Below are 16,607 nucleotides of genomic sequence, written 5' to 3'. Positions count from 1 at the left end.
AGCAGGCGAAAGCGCCACCCGCGCAGGGCCTTCTATAAGAGACCAAACGGCGCCTCCCAGGCGCTTCCTATAAGAGACTAAAGAGAACCCATAGAGACAGACGTGTGATTGGGGATTTCGGCCGGGGCCAGGCGCTTCGTTGACTTCACCCGCCGTGACAGGCAAATGTCATGGCCACAACAAGAACGACAAGCCGTTCCGCCCCGGGGAAGAAGCAGCCTTTCTGGATGCCAGACACGGAAGATGTCATAGCCGACCTCGGCAACGAGCCGCCGCTGATCGCGGACGGCCGCAGCGGCCCTCCCGACCGGCGCGAGGTTTCGGCGCGCTGGCTGTCGGGCACCTTCCTTACCGGCGTGACCTCGAGCGTGCTGATGGGCGTGGCGCTGTTTGCAGCGCTTGACGGCCGCCAGCAATTGGCGACGCCACCCGAGATCGCCGAACTGATCAGCCTTGCCAGTGGCGACGATTCCGGTGAGATCGCCAAGACGACCAGGCTGGTGGCGCTGCGCCAGATCGCCAAGGCCAAGGATCGCCGGCGCATGGAAGTGTCGATGGTGACCAAGGTCGGCGACCGCGATGTCATCCACACCATGCCTTTCGTGCAGATCAAGATGGCGCTTGCCGCCGGTCACACGACCAGCCGGGCCTATCCGCCTTTCGACCCGATGCAGGTGTTTGGCAATGGCGACGATAATGCTGCCCAGCCGGCAGCCGCCGCCGCCAGCCAGATCTATGGCGCCAAGGTCGAAAGCGAGATGAGCCTGAAGACCGTCGATTTCCCGATCGAGACGGCGGCCTTCGACGAAAAGAGCGACCTTTCTGCCGACGAGGTGGAAAAGGTGGTGCACGAGGCCGGCACCGATCTGAGCGACGGCGCCGTCCAGGTCGCGTCGCTGCACTATGTCGACCCACAGCGGTTCGGTGACGGCTTCGCCGAGAGCATGGCCGGCTCCTATGACGTCAAGATCGTCCCGGAAAACGTCTCGGTGTCGCCGCGTGCCGCGGTCAACGATCAGGCGCCGGCCTTCGCCGAGGAAATCATCCCCTTCACCAAGGATCTCGACATTGCCGAGGCCTTCGCCGATTCGGGCTATACCGGTGACGACGCAACCGGGATGGCCGAGGCGATCGCCAAATTGCTGAATGCCACGGCCCTCAAGGCAGGAACCGTGCTGCGCGTTGGGCTCGAGGTCCATGGCGACGCCGCCAAGATCGTTCGCACCAGCGTGTACGACAGGACCCAGCACATCGTCACCATCGCGCTCGACGACCACGACCAGTACGTGCCGGCGCAGGAGCCGGAGCCAAATCCCGAATTGCTGACGGCGTTCGACGATTCGCCTGCGCCCATAGTGCGCGGCAATCTGCCGAACATCTATGACGGCATCTACCGCACCGCCTATTCCTACGGCATGTCCAAGGCGATGACGCAACGGCTGATCAAGTTGCTGGCATCCAGTGTCGACTTTCAGTCGCGCCTCAATCCTACGGACCGCATCGAGGTGCTGTTCTCGCAGCCCGATGGCGACGACCAGGCGTCTGACGAATCCGAGCTGCTTTACGTCTCCGCGACTTTCGGCGGCACGACGCGAAATTTCTACCGTTTCCAGATGCAGGACGGCAGCACCGACTACTTCGACGAAAATGGTAGCAGCGCCGAGCAGTTTCTGCTGCGCAATCCCTTGCCCAATGGCCGGTTTACGTCCGGGTTCGGTGCCAGGCGTCACCCCATTTTGGGGTATGTGAAAATGCACACCGGCACCGACTGGGCAGCTCCCGTGGGATCGCCGATCATTGCCGCGGGCAACGGCGTCGTCGAAAAGGCCGGCTGGGCCGGCGGCTATGGCAAGCAGATCATCTTGCGTCACGCCAATGGCTACGAGACGTCCTACAATCACCAGAGCGCCTTTGCCAAAGGCATCGAGCCGGGTGTTCGCGTTCGCCAGGGTCAGGTTATCGGCTATCTCGGCTCAACCGGCCTCTCCACCGGTCCGCATCTTCATTACGAACTGATCGTCAACGGCACAAAGGTCGATTCGATGCGCGTCCGCCTACCGGTCGGCAAGACGCTGAAGGGCGACGACCTCGTCGCCTTCAAGCGCGAGCGCGAGCGCATCGACGACCTGCTCAAGCAGGAAGACAGCAATCAGTTGAAGGTCGCGAGCGCCAAAATCGAAGGCTGAGCCGACGTTTTTCGTCGTCAGCCCTGCTGATTCGCTGTGTCGCGCGCCCATGGCAGCCGCTCGCCGGAAACCGTCGTCCACGCGGTGATTGCCGAAAACAGGCAAAGCAGCGCGGTCACCGCGGCAACGCCGGCGAATGCCGCGTCGCTGGCGGCAAGTCGTGCCGCATCGAGGCCGGTCGCCAGGCCGGCTGGCGGCGGTTCGCCGAAACCCGGAATGCCGGAGCCGGCAGCGGTGCCGAGCACGCCAGCATAGACCCAGGCCGCCAGCGATCCCATCGCCGCCACGGCAATCAGGCCGCCGATGCGCGAGACGGCGTTGTTGATGCCCGAGGCCGCACCCGTATCCTTGTCCTCGACCGCCGTCATGACGGCGGTCGACAGCGGCGATACCACCAGCGCCATGCCGAACCCCATCAGAGCCATCAGCGGGAATACCCCGATCCAGAAATTGTGGATGCCCCAATAGGCCAGCAAGGCAAGTCCGGCAAAGGCAAGAGCCACAACCAGACTGCCGCTGGCGATCGGAAAGCGAGGCCCGATGCGGTCGGACCACTGGCCGACCGGTCCGGACAACACTGCGATCAATGCCGACAGCGGCAGGAAGATGAAACCGACCTCGGCCGCGCTCAGCCCCCATCCGGCGATCATGAGCATCGGCAGATAGAACAGATTGGCCGACAGCGCGAAATAAAGGAAGAAGGTCGCCACATTGGCGCCCGCGAACGCGCCGATCCGAAACAACGACAGATCGATCATCGGCTCGCGCCGCCGGCGCTCGAAGACGATGAACACGACGAGCAAAACCGCACCGGCGGCAATACTCGGGCCGGACATCAGCCCCTCCCCGTCGCCGCTCATCGAGGTCAGACCGTAAGCGAGAGCTCCGAACGCCAATATGGCGAGTGCAGCGCCGCCGAGATCGAGGCTGCGCTTTTCCGCCGGCGCGTCGGCAGGGACCTTGGCCAGCAGAAGATAGACCGAGATAAGGCCGAGCGGCAGATTGATGGCGAAGATCGCCCGCCAGATGCCGTCGCCGAACGCCGACAGCACGAAGCCGCCCAGCACCGGGCCGAGCGCCGTCGTCAGTGCTGATGCTGCGGCCCAGATGCCGATCGCCCGGCCGCGTTCCTTTTTCGGATAGGCTTTGGCGATAATGGCCAGGCTGCCCGGCACCATGATGGCCGCTCCGACACCCTGGATAGCCCGAAACGCAATAAGCACCGCCGGGTTAGGCGCCAGCGCGCAGGCAAGCGAGGCGGCAATGAACAGGACGATGCCGGCGACGAAGGAGTGGCGCAGGCCGAAGCGATCGCCGGCGGCGCCGCCGACGAGAATGAGGGCTGAGAGTGTCAATGCGTAGGCATTGGAAATCCATTGTGCCTCGGCGAGGCTGGCGCCGAGGTCGACGCGGATCGCCGGCGTCGCAATGGCCAGGACCGACCCGTCGATGAAGCCGAGCGCAGAAGCCAGGATCGCGGCGATCAGCACGAACCGCCGCTGCGCCTGCGGACAGAACGTATCGGCGGGAAGTGAGCCGGTCAGGGGAACGGCGCCGGTACCGACTTTGGTTGGCGTGTGCATGCCGCCTTACCTAGATCGCCGGCGCGCCGGCGACAACCGGCCAGCACGCTGTTCTCGTTGAAACCAGGCCCAACCTGGCCACACAGGCAGGATCACGCCGCTCAGGGTGCAAACGGCAAGTGCCGTGCTAGGCTTCTCGCAGCGCTACAAACAAGGGGGAAATACCGCATGAAACGACCGCTCGAACCCTCGGCGGAAGGACGCGGGCGCGTCGTCGGCATCACGGACGGCGTGTTCGCCATCGCGCTCACCCTGATCGTTCTCGAGATCAGGGTGCCGGCGCATGAAACGGTGCATTCCGAACGCGAGTTGATCACAGCGATCACAGCACTGGCGCCGCGCTTCCTGACCTATGCGCTCAGCTTCCTGACGCTGACCATCTTCTGGTTCGGCCAGCAGGCGCAACACGGGCTGATTGCAAAATCCGACCGGCGGCTTGCCACGCTGAACCTCTGTTTCCTCGGCTTCATCGCCTTGCTGCCGTTCTCGACCGACCTTCTCGCCGACTTCCTCGAATTCAGGACTGCGGTGCTCGTCTACTGGTTCAATCTTTTGATGCTCGGACTGACGCTGCTCGCCAGTTGGCGCTACGCGGACAAAAACGGATTTCTGGCCGAAGGTGTCGACGCGGAGACCACCCGAACGGTCTATCTGCGCATCGTCAAGGCACAGATCCTGTGGGCCGTCGGCGCTGCACTCTGCCTGATCAGCCCGTCGCTCAGCGTCGGCTTCATCCTGGTGGTGCAGCTGATCTATGCCGCAGCGCTGCGCCACTGCTGCGCAAGGTCATCGGGTGATTCGGGCGCAGGCGTTGCGCTTTAGTCGACGAACTCCACGATAACGCCGGGCGTCACGATCTTGGCAAGCTCGCGCGCGTCCCAATTGGTCAGCCGCACGCAGCCATGGCTTTCGGTCTTGCCGATCTTGGACGGATCCGGCGTGCCGTGAATGCCGTAGGTCGGCTTGTCCAGCGCAATCCAGACCGAGCCGACCGGGCCGTTCGGCCCCGGCGGGATGGTCAGGATCCTGTCGTTTTCGCCCTGCTTGAAATTGATGTTCGGGTTGTAGGTGTAGTTCGGGTCCAATGCGACACGCGACACCGCATGCGTGCCGGACGGCGACGGCGTGTCGGACGAGCCGATAGTCGCCGGATAGGCTGCGACCAGCTTGCCCGCCGCATCATAGGCGCGGACCTGCTTATTGGACTTGTCGGCGATGATGCGCGCCACCGGCGTCGCCACCAGCCTGCCGAAATTGGCGACCTTGATGATGGTGCCCGGACGATTGAAATTGGCGTCCGGATTGAGCTTGTTCAGATAGGTTTCATCCATATGGAAGCGCTCGGCCAGCGCTTCGGGTACCGACGTGTAGCCCATCCGATCGAGCTGGGCCTTTTGGCTGTAGTCCTCCGGTATCGAGGCGACATAGGGACCGGCCGCATCCTCGGGCGTGATCGTATAGGAGGCGAAGGCATCGCCGCCGGATTGCGCCAGGGCCGCCTGGATGCCGATTGCGTCGGTCGATTTCAGATTGCTGCCGGTGATCTCATTATAGGCGGCGAGCGCCTTGTCGACATTCGAGCCGAAGCGTCCGTCGATGACGCCGGGCGATGCACCGGCACGGTCGAGCAGCACCTGCAGTGCCGCCACGTCCTCGCGGGCGCCGAGCGCAAGCGACGGGTCGACCGCCGTCTTGCCGCCAGTGCTTGGCGGCGGGGCTGTGTCTGGCGGTAAGGCCGCCTGCTCGTTCGGCACCGTCGGCTCGACCGGCTCGATCGAGGCCTCGTTGAGCGGCTGGCGCTCGATGGTGCGCGGCTTTACCGGCTGCGCTGCCTCCGGATAACCGTTGCCGTAGCCGTCATCCCGTGGCGCTTCGGGGAAGGCTTCCACCGAATTGTCGCCATAGGGGTCGTACTCGTCAGCCGGCGGTATGATGACCCTGCCCTCGTCTTCCATCTGCCTGCGGCGGAACCGCGCCGTGTCCTCAGGGTCGTCGAGATAATAGGGGTCGTCCTCGACCGGTCCGAGGTTGCGCAAGCGCTCGCGGCGCAAGGCGCGGCGGTCGAGCCTGGTCTGCGGCGGCTGGATGGCGATGACCTTGCCGGTCTCCGCATCGACGATGACGCGGTTTCCCCTGGCATCGTAGTAGATATCGAGATTGCCGTTCTGGGCGACAAGAATGCCGCCGCCATTGGCGGCACGAACCACCCGTGGCGCGGTATCCACTATTGGCGAGGCCATCGCATTCGACGCCAGCTGCCCGGCAGCAAGCGCTGAAAGGGTGAAGATGGTGCGCAACATGATGGCCAAATTCTCCGGTCCGTAATTGCCGCCGCCGGCATTGTCTCTTCAAAGCGCCGCGCGTCTTTTTCGACGCGCAAAGGACGCTCTAACGCTTTAAATCTCCGCATCGTGCTTTGCGAAAATCAAAACTCGATTTCGGGCCGATGTGGTAGGCGAACCCCTTCGCCAGCAAATCAGTTGCCAACGATAAGGTTCCAATATGAACCGGGCATGAAGATGGCGGATTTCTGACCGATTAACCGGCAGCGAGTCCCAATTCCTTGCGCGCCTGCTTCGTCAGCTTCAGCACGACAAGACGGTGGCTTTCGCGCAAATAATCCTTCAGCGCGCCATCATCCATGCTTTCGCCGGTCTGGCGCTGGATCCATTTCATGCCGCGTGAGGCAAGATAGGGCGCGGGCCGAAGGCCCGGCTGCTCCCTCAGCACGTCATAGGCGATATCGGAGCATTTGAAGGTAACGAACGGCTCCTTGCCCTCACTCCAGCCGCCGATCGCGAAGACCTTGCCGCCGACCTTCCAGACATGGGCGCCGCCCCACTGCACGACATGGGTCGCCGAAGGCAGCGAGGCGCAGAAGCTGTTATAGTCGTCCAGCGTCATCTGCGCCCCGCCAGTGATGTTGGACCATGAACCGAAGGCCGGCGTAACAAAAGGGTATGCCGGTTTTTCGGAAAGGATCATGGTCGAGATTGAAGATAGGAATTCCATCCCGATTCGATCGGGATGGAACAGGCTCTTGGCTTGAGCTCAGGCGGCCGCTTCGGTTGCCACGACTGCCGGCTTCGAGCGGAAGTTCAAGCGGTCGGACCCAGCGGTGACCTTGACGGTCGAGCCGTCGAGGATCTCGCCGAGCAGGATCTTTTCCGCCAGCGGGTCCTGCAATTCCTTCTGCATCACCCGCTTCAGCGGCCGCGCGCCATAGGCCGGGTCGTAACCCTTGGCCGCCAGCCAGTCGATCGCCTCCTGATCGAGCGAAAGCGATATCTTGCGGTCAACAAGCAGGTTTTCCAGCCGCTTGAGCTGGATTTGGACGATCTGGCCCATATCCTGGCGGCGCAGCCGGTGGAACAGGATCACCTCGTCGATGCGGTTGAGGAATTCCGGCCGGAACGAAGCCCTGACGACATTCATCACCTCGTCGCGCACGACGTCGACATCCTGGTCCTCGCCGAGATTGACCAGATATTCGCCGCCGAGGTTCGACGTCATGATGATCAGCGTGTTGCGGAAATCGACCGTGCGGCCCTGCCCGTCGGTCAGCCGGCCGTCGTCCAGCACCTGCAGCAGCACGTTGAAGACATCAGGATGCGCCTTCTCGATCTCGTCGAACAGCACGACCTGATAGGGCCGGCGCCGTATCGCTTCGGTCAGCGCGCCGCCCTCCTCATAGCCGACATAGCCGGGAGGCGCGCCGATCAGCCGGGCGACCGAATGCTTCTCCATGAACTCCGACATGTCGATGCGCACCATCGCGCTCTCGTCGTCGAAGAGGAAGCTGGCCAGCGCCTTCGTCAGTTCGGTCTTGCCGACGCCCGTCGGCCCGAGGAACATGAACGAGCCGAGCGGCCGGTTCGGGTCCTGCAGGCCGGCGCGCGCACGGCGCACCGCTTTTGATACCGCCTGCACCGCCTCGCCCTGGCCGACGACGCGCTTGCCGACCTCGTCTTCCATGCGCAACAGCTTGTCGCGCTCGCCTTCCAGCATCTTGTCGACCGGGATCCCCGTCCAGCGCGACACAATATGGGCGACGTGATCGGGACCGACCACTTCCTCGACCATGCCGGCCTTGCCATCCCTGGCTTCAGCCTGCTTCAGCTGCTTTTCGAGTTCCGGGATCTTGCCATAGGCAAGTTCGCCGGCGCGCTGGAATTCGCCCTTGCGCTGGGCAATGGCAAGTTCGTTGCGCGCCTCGTCGAGCTGCTTCTTGAGGTCGGCGGCAAGCCCGAGCTTCTGCTTCTCGGCCTGCCATTTCGAGGTCAGCTCGGTCGATTCCTCCTCGAGGTTCGAGAGTTCCTTCTCGAGCCGCGCGAGCCGGTCCTTCGAGGCATCGTCCTTCTCGACCTTGAGCGCCTCGCGCTCGATCTTGAGCTGCATGATGCGGCGATCGATCTCGTCCAGCGCCTCGGGCTTCGAATCGACCTGCATGCGAAGCCGCGACGCGGCCTCGTCGACCAGATCGATCGCCTTGTCCGGCAAGAAGCGGTCGGCGATGTAGCGGTTTGACAGTGTAGCGGCCGCGACCAGCGCCGAATCCGAGATGCGCACCTTGTGGTGCTGCTCGTATTTCTCTTTCAGGCCGCGCAGGATCGAGACGGTGTCTTCGACCGTCGGCTCATTGACGAAGACCGGCTGGAAGCGGCGGGCAAGGGCCGCATCCTTCTCGACATGCTTGCGGTATTCGTCGAGCGTGGTTGCGCCGACACAATGCAGTTCGCCGCGGGCGAGCGCCGGCTTCAGCAGGTTCGACGCGTCCATGGCGCCATCCGCCTTGCCGGCACCGACAAGCGTGTGCATCTCGTCGATGAACAGAATGATGCCGCCGGCGGCAGACGTGACTTCGGAAAGCACCGCCTTCAGCCGCTCCTCGAACTCGCCGCGGTATTTGGCGCCGGCGATCAGCGACCCCATGTCGAGCGCCATCAGCTGCTTGTCCTTGAGCGATTCCGGCACATCGCCATTGACGATGCGCAGCGCCAGCCCTTCGGCGATCGCCGTCTTGCCGACACCGGGTTCGCCGATCAGCACTGGGTTGTTCTTGGTGCGGCGCGACAGCACCTGGATGGTGCGGCGGATTTCGTCGTCGCGGCCGATGACCGGATCGAGCTTGCCCGCGCGGGCGTCCGCCGTCAGGTCGCGCGCGTATTTCTTCAGCGCGTCGTAGCCCTGCTCGGCGCTCGCCGAATCGGCAGTGCGACCTTTGCGTACGTCGTTGATGACCTGGTTCAGCGCCTGCGGCGTGACACCCGCCTTGGACAGGATGTCGGCGGTCTTGGCCGATTTTTCCATGGCCAGCGCCTGCAATAGCCGTTCGACGGTAACGAAGCTGTCACTGGCCTTCTTGGCCAGTTCCTCGGCGGTCGAAAACACCTTTGCCAGCGGCTGCGCCAGATAGAGCTGGCCATTGCCGCCCTCGACCTTGGGCATTGCCTCCAGTGCCGTTTCGACGCCGAGCTTGACGTCACGGACATTGCCGCCGGCGCGCTCGATCAGCGACGCAGCCAGGCCCTCGTCGTCATCGACAAGGACCTTGAGGATATGCTCGGGGGTGAATTGCTGGTGATTGCGGGAAAGCGCCATGGTTTGCGCGGACTGGATAAAGCCGCGCACACGCTCGGAATATTTTTCAAGATTCATGCCTGTCTCCTTCCGTCACCGGCCCGCTTCGCGGCACCGGATCAGATTGCGGTGACGGACCCGCCCGTTCGAGCCGGGTCCTGTTCACGCAAGATATGGGACGCAAACCACGGACCCTCAAGACGCCTCGACACTGGCGAACGCATAATATTCCGAGCGCGCAAAACAAAAACGGCGGAGATTTCTCTCCGCCGCCTAGGGTACGCTAAGATCGCCTGAGCGTTTCTTCGATCAATTCTCGACGTCGGCAATAATAGGTTGACCGCCAGCGTCTTCAGTCGGCGCCGCATCGACATTGCCAGTCTCGGCACTGTCAGGGCCGGCATTGTCGTTGCCGCCATTTGCCTGTTCGACATCGAGGCGCGGACGGCGCGGACGCCTGGGGCGGCGTGCCGGGCTGTTTTCGGCCGCGGCTTCGTTGAGCTCGGCCTGGGCGGCGAGACCCGCCGGCGAAAGGTTTTCGAATTGCGGTGCGGGCTCGCTCACAAAGACCGGCTCAGCGGCCGGTACGGGCTCCGCCTGCGCCGGCGTCTCGTCGCGCCGTGGCTGTTCGACGCGCTGGCCGCCCTGCTCGCCGCGCGCGCCATACTCGCCGCGCTGGCCGTTCTGGCCGTAACCGCCATTGGGGCGACGGTCGCGGTGGCGTCCGCCATTGTTGTCGCGGCCGTCACGGTTGTCGCGGCCGCCCCGATTGTCGCGGCTGTTTTCCTGGTTCAGCGCCAGCTCGGCCGGCGTGCCATCGATGACCGGCTGCGGGCCGGCCCCGTGATTGACCGCCGAACCCGACGTCTCGTTGGCATTGTTGTTGCCGGCATTGTCGAACTCGTCGCGATCCTCGTCGCCGTCATCGTCGAAATCGTCGCGATTCTGCTGGGCGTTCTGGATCGGCATCTGCGCCTGAGCGGCTGCGATGATGCGGTTATAGTGCTCTGCATGCTGGAGATAGTTTTCCGCCATCACCCGGTCGCCGGAGCTTTGCGCGTCACGGGCAAGGGTTGCGTACTTCTCGGCAATCTGCTGAGCCGATCCGCGGATCTTCACGTCCGGGCCGTTGCTCTCATAGTTACGCGTCAGGGGATTCGGCCCCTTACGATTGTTGTTGTTATTGTTGTTGCCGCCGCCGCCACTGTTGTTGCGACCGCGCATGCGCCTGTTTTGCTGTTGTGGCCTCATTAGACTCTCTTCACTTTGAAATTTTCGAAAAACTCTTCACGAACGGAGGCGCTCATGCGGCCAGCCGTTTCGTTCCTTCACCGGCGTTCGCCCGCATCAATTGCGTTGGCGCCACGTGCCATCCTGTTCCGGTTACTTCACTTGCCGGACGATTCCCGCACGAAGCTTGGGCGTCGTTTGCGCAAGAAGGCAGCTATTTCCAAGGAAAACCGAATCGCTAAGAGCACTGCCTGCTTCGTCTCATCCGGTTATGGCGACCCTAGCCGCATTCCCCGGTATTGCCAAGCGCTTTTTTCGCACTGCATCACGGCTTCCACCGTTCGAACACAAGAACTCTGTCGTTTCCGCCGAGATCACGAAACACCCCGACCGAACGGTACCCGGCCGCGGAGAATATCTCCGTAACCTGTTGGTGCTGCGTATGGCCGATCTCGACCGCAATCCTGCCTTGGAGTTCCAAATACGCTGCCGCTCCTGCGGCGATCTTCCTGTAGGGGCTCAGACCGTCCACGCCGCCATCGAGGGCCTGGCGTGGATCGAAACCGCGGACCTCGTCCTGCAGATTTCCAATGTCGTCTGAGGGTATATAGGGAGGGTTTGCGACAATTACATGGTACCGGCCAGAAACTTTTTCAAACCAGTCGGATTTGAGCGGCGTGAACCGGCCGGCGAGCCCCAATTCCCCGGCATTACGCATGGCTGTGGCCAGCGCCTCCTGCGAAATGTCACCGCCGGTGGCGGTCGCGGCCGGAACGGCGCTGAGCAGCGCCAGCGCGATGGCACCGGTACCGGTCCCTAGATCGAGGATGCGGCAGCCGCCCTCGCGTGCCGCCATTGCCTTGACGAAGGGCAGTATAGCCTCGACCAGCGTTTCGGTATCCGGCCGCGGCTCCAGCGTTTGCGGCGAAAGCGAAAGGCGCAAGCCGTAGAATTCGCGGTAGCCAAGGATCCGGTGTACCGGCTCGCCGGCGATGCGCCGCCGCAAGGCGGCTTCGATTACCGCCGTCACGTCCGCATCGACAGCGCGCCCGGGATCGGCGATGGCCTGCGTGCGACTGGTGCCGGAAAAATGCTCGACGATCAGCCTGGCATCGAGCGCCGGATCCGCGATCCCGGCTGCGGTGAGCCGGTTTCGCGCCTCCCGCAGCAGCGGCGCCAGCGTGGCGGGCAGGCTGTCAGCCATCGATGCCGATATCGGCGAGCAGCTTCGACTGGTGATCGGCGATCAGCGCGTCGATGATCTCATCGAGTTCGCCCATCATCACCCGGTCGAGCTTATAGAGCGTCAGGTTGATACGATGATCGGTGACGCGACCCTGCGGAAAATTATAGGTGCGGATGCGTTCCGAGCGGTCGCCCGAGCCGACCTGCGACTTGCGCGATTCGGAACGTTCCTCGTCCGCCTTGCTGCGCTCGAGGTCGTAGAGCCTGGCGCGCAGGATCTGCATGGCCTTCGCCCGGTTCTGGTGCTGCGACTTTTCCGCCTGCACCACCATGATGCCGGTCGGCAGATGGGTGATGCGCACGGCCGAATCGGTGGTGTTGACGTGCTGGCCGCCGGAACCCGAGGCGCGCATCGTGTCGATGCGGATGTCTTCGGCCCTGATGTCGATATCGACCTCTTCCGCTTCCGGCAGCACCGCGACCGTCGCCGCCGAGGTATGGATGCGCCCGCCCGCCTCGGTCGTCGGCACGCGCTGCACCCGGTGCACGCCGGATTCGAATTTCAGATGGGCAAAGACGCCCTTGCCCGAAACGGTGGCGATGATTTCCTTGTAGCCGCCGACCTCACCCTCGCTGGCCGACACCGTCTCGAAACGCCAGCCATGCGCCGCGGCATAGCGCTCGTACATGCGAAACAGGTCGCCGGCGAAAAGCGCCGCCTCGTCACCGCCGGTGCCGGCGCGGATTTCGAGGATGGCGTTCTTGTCGTCGGCGGCATCCTTGGGCAACAACAGGATCTGGATGTCCTTCTGCAGCGCCTCGATGCGATGCTTGACCTCCGGCAGGTCGGCCTCGGCCAAGGCGCGCATCTCGGCGTCGGTGCCCTTGTCGGCGAGCATCGCCTCCAGATCGCCCTGTTCGTGCTCGGCGGCGCGCAGTGCCCTGATCTTTGCCACCATCTCCTGGATATCGGCATATTCGGAGGCCATCCTGACATAGGCGTCCGGCGCTGGCCCGGCCGACATCTGCGCTTCGAGCATGTCGAAACGCTTGACGACTTGATCCATACGGTCGCGGGGCAGGTTGATCATGGCGAAGTCTATAGCGGTATAGAGCGGTCGTCGGCAAAGGCTTGCAGCAGCGCCCGCATCGGCAGGCCATGCGCCGGCGCCATCAGATTGTCGTCGAAGAACGCTTCCAGTTCGCTGAGCGGCAGTTCCGTCAGCATCGCCTTGACCGGGCCGATCGATGCCGGCGACATCGAGATCGAGCGATAGCCAAGGCCGATCAGCGCCATCGCCGAGATCGGCTTGCCGGCAAGTTCGCCGCACAAGGTCACCGGCGTCTGGTTGCGCGCCCCGGCGTCGGCAATCTGCTTCAGGACGCGCAGGAACGGCGTCGACAGCGGGTCGAAGCGGTCGGACAATTGGGTGTTGCCGCGATCCACCGCCATGACGAACTGGAACAGGTCGTTCGAGCCGACCGAGACGAAATCGACCGCCTTCATCAGTTCGTCGAGCTGGAACAGCAACGACGGCACCTCCAGCATCGCCCCAAGCTTCAGGCTGGTCGGCAAATGATGGGCAAAGCGCGACAGATGCCGCACCTCGCGATCGATGATCTCGCGCGCCTGCGCGATCTCGCCGAGTTCCGTCACCATTGGCAGCATCAGCTTCAGTTCGCGCCCGCCGCACGCCTTGAGCAGCGCGCGGATCTGGGTGCGCAGCAATCCAGGCCGGTCGAGCGTCAGGCGGATGGCCCGCCAGCCGAGCGCCGGATTTTCCTCCTGGATCGAGCCCTTGAAATAGGGCAGCACCTTGTCGCCGCCAATATCGATGGTGCGGAACGTCACCGGCTTGTCGCGCGCCGCCTCGAGCACGTCACGATAGAGCCGCTCCTGGGCTTCGGCGCGCGGAAAGGTCGAAGCGACCATGAATTGCAGCTCTGTGCGGAACAGGCCGATGCCGGCCGCACCCGCTTCGGCCAGTTGCGGCAGATCGACCGCCAGCCCGGCATTCATCAGAAGATCGACCTGGACACCGTCCTTGGTCACCGACGGCTTCTTGCGCAGTTCGCGGTAGACCTCCTGCCGGCGCGCCCGGAAACGCACTTTCTCGGCATAGGCCGCCTCGAGGTCGGGCTGCGGGCGCAGATGGATCGCGCCTTCCTCGCCGTCGACGATGATGGCATCGCCGTTTTCCGCCATGGAAACGGCGCCCTTCATCTGGCCGGCGACCGGTATGCCCATGGCCCGCGCCACGATGACGACATGGCTGGTCGCGGCGCCGTCCTCCAGCACCAGCCCGCGCAGCTTGTCTCTGGGATAATCGAGCAGCTCCGCAGCACCCATCGAGCGGGCGACGATGATGGCGTCCTTGGGCAGCGAGGCCGCGACGTCCTCCGGTCCGCGCCCCATCAGCTGCCGCAGCAGCCGATTGGCGAGATCGTCGAAATCGCTCATCCGTTCGCGCAGATACGGATCGGTCATGTGCAGCATGCGGGCACGCATGTCGCTCTGCACCTTTTCGACCGCCGCTTCGGCCGTCAGGCCGTTGCGGATCGCCTCCTCGAGCCGGCGCACCCAGCCGCGGTCGTTGGCGAACATGCGATAGGCTTCGAGCACCTGGCGATGCTCGCCCTCGAAGGCGACGTCGCGGCGCTCCAGCATGTCGTCGATGGAGAGCCTGAGCGAGCCGAGCGACGCGTCGAGCCGCCTGACCTCTTCCTCGCTGTCCTCGTTGAAAAGATTGGTGACGACGATGCGCGGCTCGTGCAGCACCACATGGCCGAGACCGACGCCTTCGTTGAAGGACAAGCCGGTAAAGCTTACCGGGCGGCGCAGATCGAGCTCGAGGCCGGGCCTTGTCAGCCGCTCCAGATCGCCGGTGGCGATCATCTCGGCGATCACCATCGCCGTTGTTTCCAGCGCCTCGACCTCGTCGTCGCGATAATGGCGCATGGTCTTGTTCTGCACGACCAGGACGCCGAGTGTCCGCCCTGCCCGCAGCACCGGCACGCCGAGGAAGGAATTATAGATTTCTTCCCCTGTCTCCGGCAGGTAGGCGAAGGCAGGATGCTCCTGTGCATTGGAGAGGTTGAGCGGCCGCGCCGAGGCCGCGATCGTGCCGACCAGGCCTTGGCCCAGCCTGAGCTGCGCCAGGTGGACGGCGTTCGGGTTCAGGCCTTCGGTGGCGTAGAGTTCGAGCACCGAATCGGCGCGCAGCACATAGAGCGAGCAGACCTCGGCAACCATGTTGGAGGCGATGTCGCGCACGATTCGGTCAAGCCGCTCCTGCGGCTCCAGCGGCTCTTGCATGAGCTCGCGGAGCCGTTTCAGCAAAACGCGCGGGCCACTGGCCGAATCACGCATCGCGGCTTCTTCTCCAATAGCGTTTCAACCGGTGCAGGTTGCCCTGCACAGCGGCACAAACGCAACAACTCAATTAGAGCGCCATCGTCCAATTGGACGCATAAAGACCGCTCCAAGATTTTCGATCCGCTGCATCCTGCCTTCCGAAAATCGATTCCGATTTTCGGGCCGATGCAGTCTGCTACTGCTTATCCAGACCGTACACGGAATGCAAAGTGCGAACTGCTAGTTCCGTATAGGGACCGTCGATCAGGATCGAAATCTTGATTTCGGACGTCGTGATGGCGCGGATGTTGATCGCGCGGTCGGCAAGCGCCTTGAAGGCGGTAGCGGCGACGCCGGCATGGCTGCGCATGCCGATGCCGATGACCGAGACCTTCGACATGCCGGCTTCCGACTGCACCACGTCGTAGCCGATCGTCGCCTTCAGCCGCTCGAGCACGGCGAGCGCCTTGTCGACGTCGCCGGATGGCACGGTGAAGGTCATGTCAGTGAACTTGCCGTCCTCGGAGATATTCTGGACGATCATGTCGACATTGATGTTGGCCTCGGCCAGCGGCCCGAAAATGCCGGCGGCGACGCCCGGCCGATCGCCGACGCGGCGCAACGAAATCTGCGCCTCGTCCTTGGCGTAGGCAATTCCGGTGACGACCTGCTGTTCCACGATCTCTTCCTCGTCGCAAATAAGCGTTCCCGGCGGATTAAGCAAATCCCCCATTCCGGGTGCGTCGGGATCGTCGAAGGACGACCGCACGAAAGTACGCACCCTGTGCACCATGGCAAGCTCGACCGAGCGCACCTGCAGGACCTTGGCGCCGAGCGAGGCCATTTCGAGCATTTCCTCGAACGAAATCTTGGCCAGCCGCCGCGCCTTCGGCTCGATGCGCGGATCGGTCGTGTAGACCCCGTCGACATCGGTGTAGATATCGCAGCGGTCGGCCTTGACCGCTGCCGCGATGGCGACAGCGCTGGTATCGGAACCGCCGCGGCCGAGCGTCGCGATCCGATTGTCCGGCCCAATGCCCTGGAACCCGGCAACCACCGCCACCTGGCCTTCGCCGAAGCGCTTGATCAAGAACGCGCCGTCGATGTCGAGAATGCGCGCCGCGCCATGCGCGTTGTCGGTCTTGATCGGGATCTGCCAGCCTTGCCAGGAGCGGGCATGCACGCCGATATTCTGCAGCGCGATCGCCAGCAAGCCGGCAGTGACCTGCTCGCCGGAGGCGACCACGGCGTCATATTCACGCGCATCGTGCATCGGCGAGGCCTCGCGCGTCCATTGCACGAGCTCGTTGGTCTTGCCGGCCATCGCCGAGACCACGACGGCGACCTCATGGCCGGCGTCGACCTCGCGTTTGACATGACGCGCCACATTGCGGATGCGGGCGATGTCGGCGACGGAGGTTCCGCCGAATTTCATCACGATGCGCGCCATAGAAGCGAAATGCCTTTGACTGGATGCCGGACCGGAGG

Annotated in this window: 11 protein-coding genes; 2 read left to right on the top strand and 9 right to left on the bottom strand. The window is 63.6% G+C overall.

The window, feature by feature from the left end; genetic code table 11:
* The first annotated feature begins 227 nt into the window (after positions 1-227).
* The gene (locus tag NKI59_RS29955) at positions 228-2,186 is read left to right on the top strand and encodes a M23 family metallopeptidase (protein WP_352708246.1); all 1,959 of its coding nucleotides are present in this window, start codon (positions 228-230) and stop codon (positions 2,184-2,186) included.
* A gap of 17 nt (positions 2,187-2,203) precedes the next feature.
* On the opposite strand, the gene NKI59_RS29950 is transcribed toward NKI59_RS29955, so the two are convergent.
* Positions 2,204-3,769: an MFS transporter gene (locus tag NKI59_RS29950; protein WP_352708244.1), complete on the bottom strand. Its 1,566-nt coding sequence runs from the start codon at positions 3,767-3,769 to the stop codon at positions 2,204-2,206.
* Between the two features lie 168 nt (positions 3,770-3,937).
* Between NKI59_RS29950 and NKI59_RS29945 the strand changes: the two genes are divergently transcribed.
* On the top strand, positions 3,938-4,591 hold the full coding sequence (locus NKI59_RS29945) for a TMEM175 family protein (protein ID WP_352708242.1): 654 nt from the start codon (positions 3,938-3,940) through the stop codon (positions 4,589-4,591).
* Here NKI59_RS29945 and NKI59_RS29940 read toward each other — a convergent pair.
* The 8 genes from NKI59_RS29940 to NKI59_RS29905 all read right to left on the bottom strand — a co-directional run bounded on the left by NKI59_RS29940 (position 4,588) and on the right by NKI59_RS29905 (position 16,569).
* Positions 4,588-6,069 (bottom strand): L,D-transpeptidase family protein, encoded by a 1,482-nt coding sequence (locus tag NKI59_RS29940; RefSeq protein WP_352708240.1) that lies wholly within the window; start codon positions 6,067-6,069, stop codon positions 4,588-4,590. The two genes, NKI59_RS29945 and NKI59_RS29940, sit on opposite strands and share 4 nt — an antisense overlap.
* A gap of 238 nt (positions 6,070-6,307) precedes the next feature.
* A complete protein-coding gene (locus tag NKI59_RS29935) occupies positions 6,308-6,673 on the bottom strand; it encodes an MmcQ/YjbR family DNA-binding protein (protein ID WP_352456638.1) in 366 nt (121 codons plus the stop codon).
* Between the two features lie 147 nt (positions 6,674-6,820).
* Positions 6,821-9,427: an ATP-dependent chaperone ClpB gene (gene clpB, locus NKI59_RS29930; RefSeq protein WP_352708239.1), complete on the bottom strand. Its 2,607-nt coding sequence runs from the start codon at positions 9,425-9,427 to the stop codon at positions 6,821-6,823.
* Positions 9,428-9,658: 231 nt separating this feature from the next.
* Positions 9,659-10,573 (bottom strand): DUF4167 domain-containing protein, encoded by a 915-nt coding sequence (locus tag NKI59_RS29925; protein WP_352708238.1) that lies wholly within the window; start codon positions 10,571-10,573, stop codon positions 9,659-9,661.
* 331 nt (positions 10,574-10,904) lie between these two features.
* A complete protein-coding gene (gene prmC, locus NKI59_RS29920; protein ID WP_352708236.1) occupies positions 10,905-11,783 on the bottom strand; it encodes a peptide chain release factor N(5)-glutamine methyltransferase in 879 nt (292 codons plus the stop codon).
* Positions 11,776-12,855, bottom strand: a complete 1,080-nt coding sequence (prfA, locus tag NKI59_RS29915) for a peptide chain release factor 1 (protein ID WP_352471314.1) — start codon at positions 12,853-12,855, stop codon at positions 11,776-11,778. Before prfA ends, prmC begins: the two co-directional genes overlap by 8 nt.
* A gap of 8 nt (positions 12,856-12,863) precedes the next feature.
* Positions 12,864-15,134, bottom strand: coding sequence for a phosphoenolpyruvate--protein phosphotransferase (ptsP, locus tag NKI59_RS29910; RefSeq protein WP_352471315.1), 2,271 nt, complete (start codon positions 15,132-15,134; stop codon positions 12,864-12,866).
* Positions 15,135-15,315: 181 nt separating this feature from the next.
* Complete coding sequence (locus NKI59_RS29905; RefSeq protein ID WP_254816709.1) at positions 15,316-16,569, bottom strand: aspartate kinase; 1,254 nt, start codon at positions 16,567-16,569, stop codon at positions 15,316-15,318.
* Positions 16,570-16,607: the final 38 nt, after the last annotated feature.

It is taken from the genome of Mesorhizobium sp. M0598 (assembly GCF_040320865.1).
GTDB lineage: Bacteria > Pseudomonadota > Alphaproteobacteria > Rhizobiales > Rhizobiaceae > Mesorhizobium.
The sequence above is the reverse complement of the archived record's forward strand: the minus strand, read 5'-3'. Positions and strand labels throughout refer to the sequence as shown.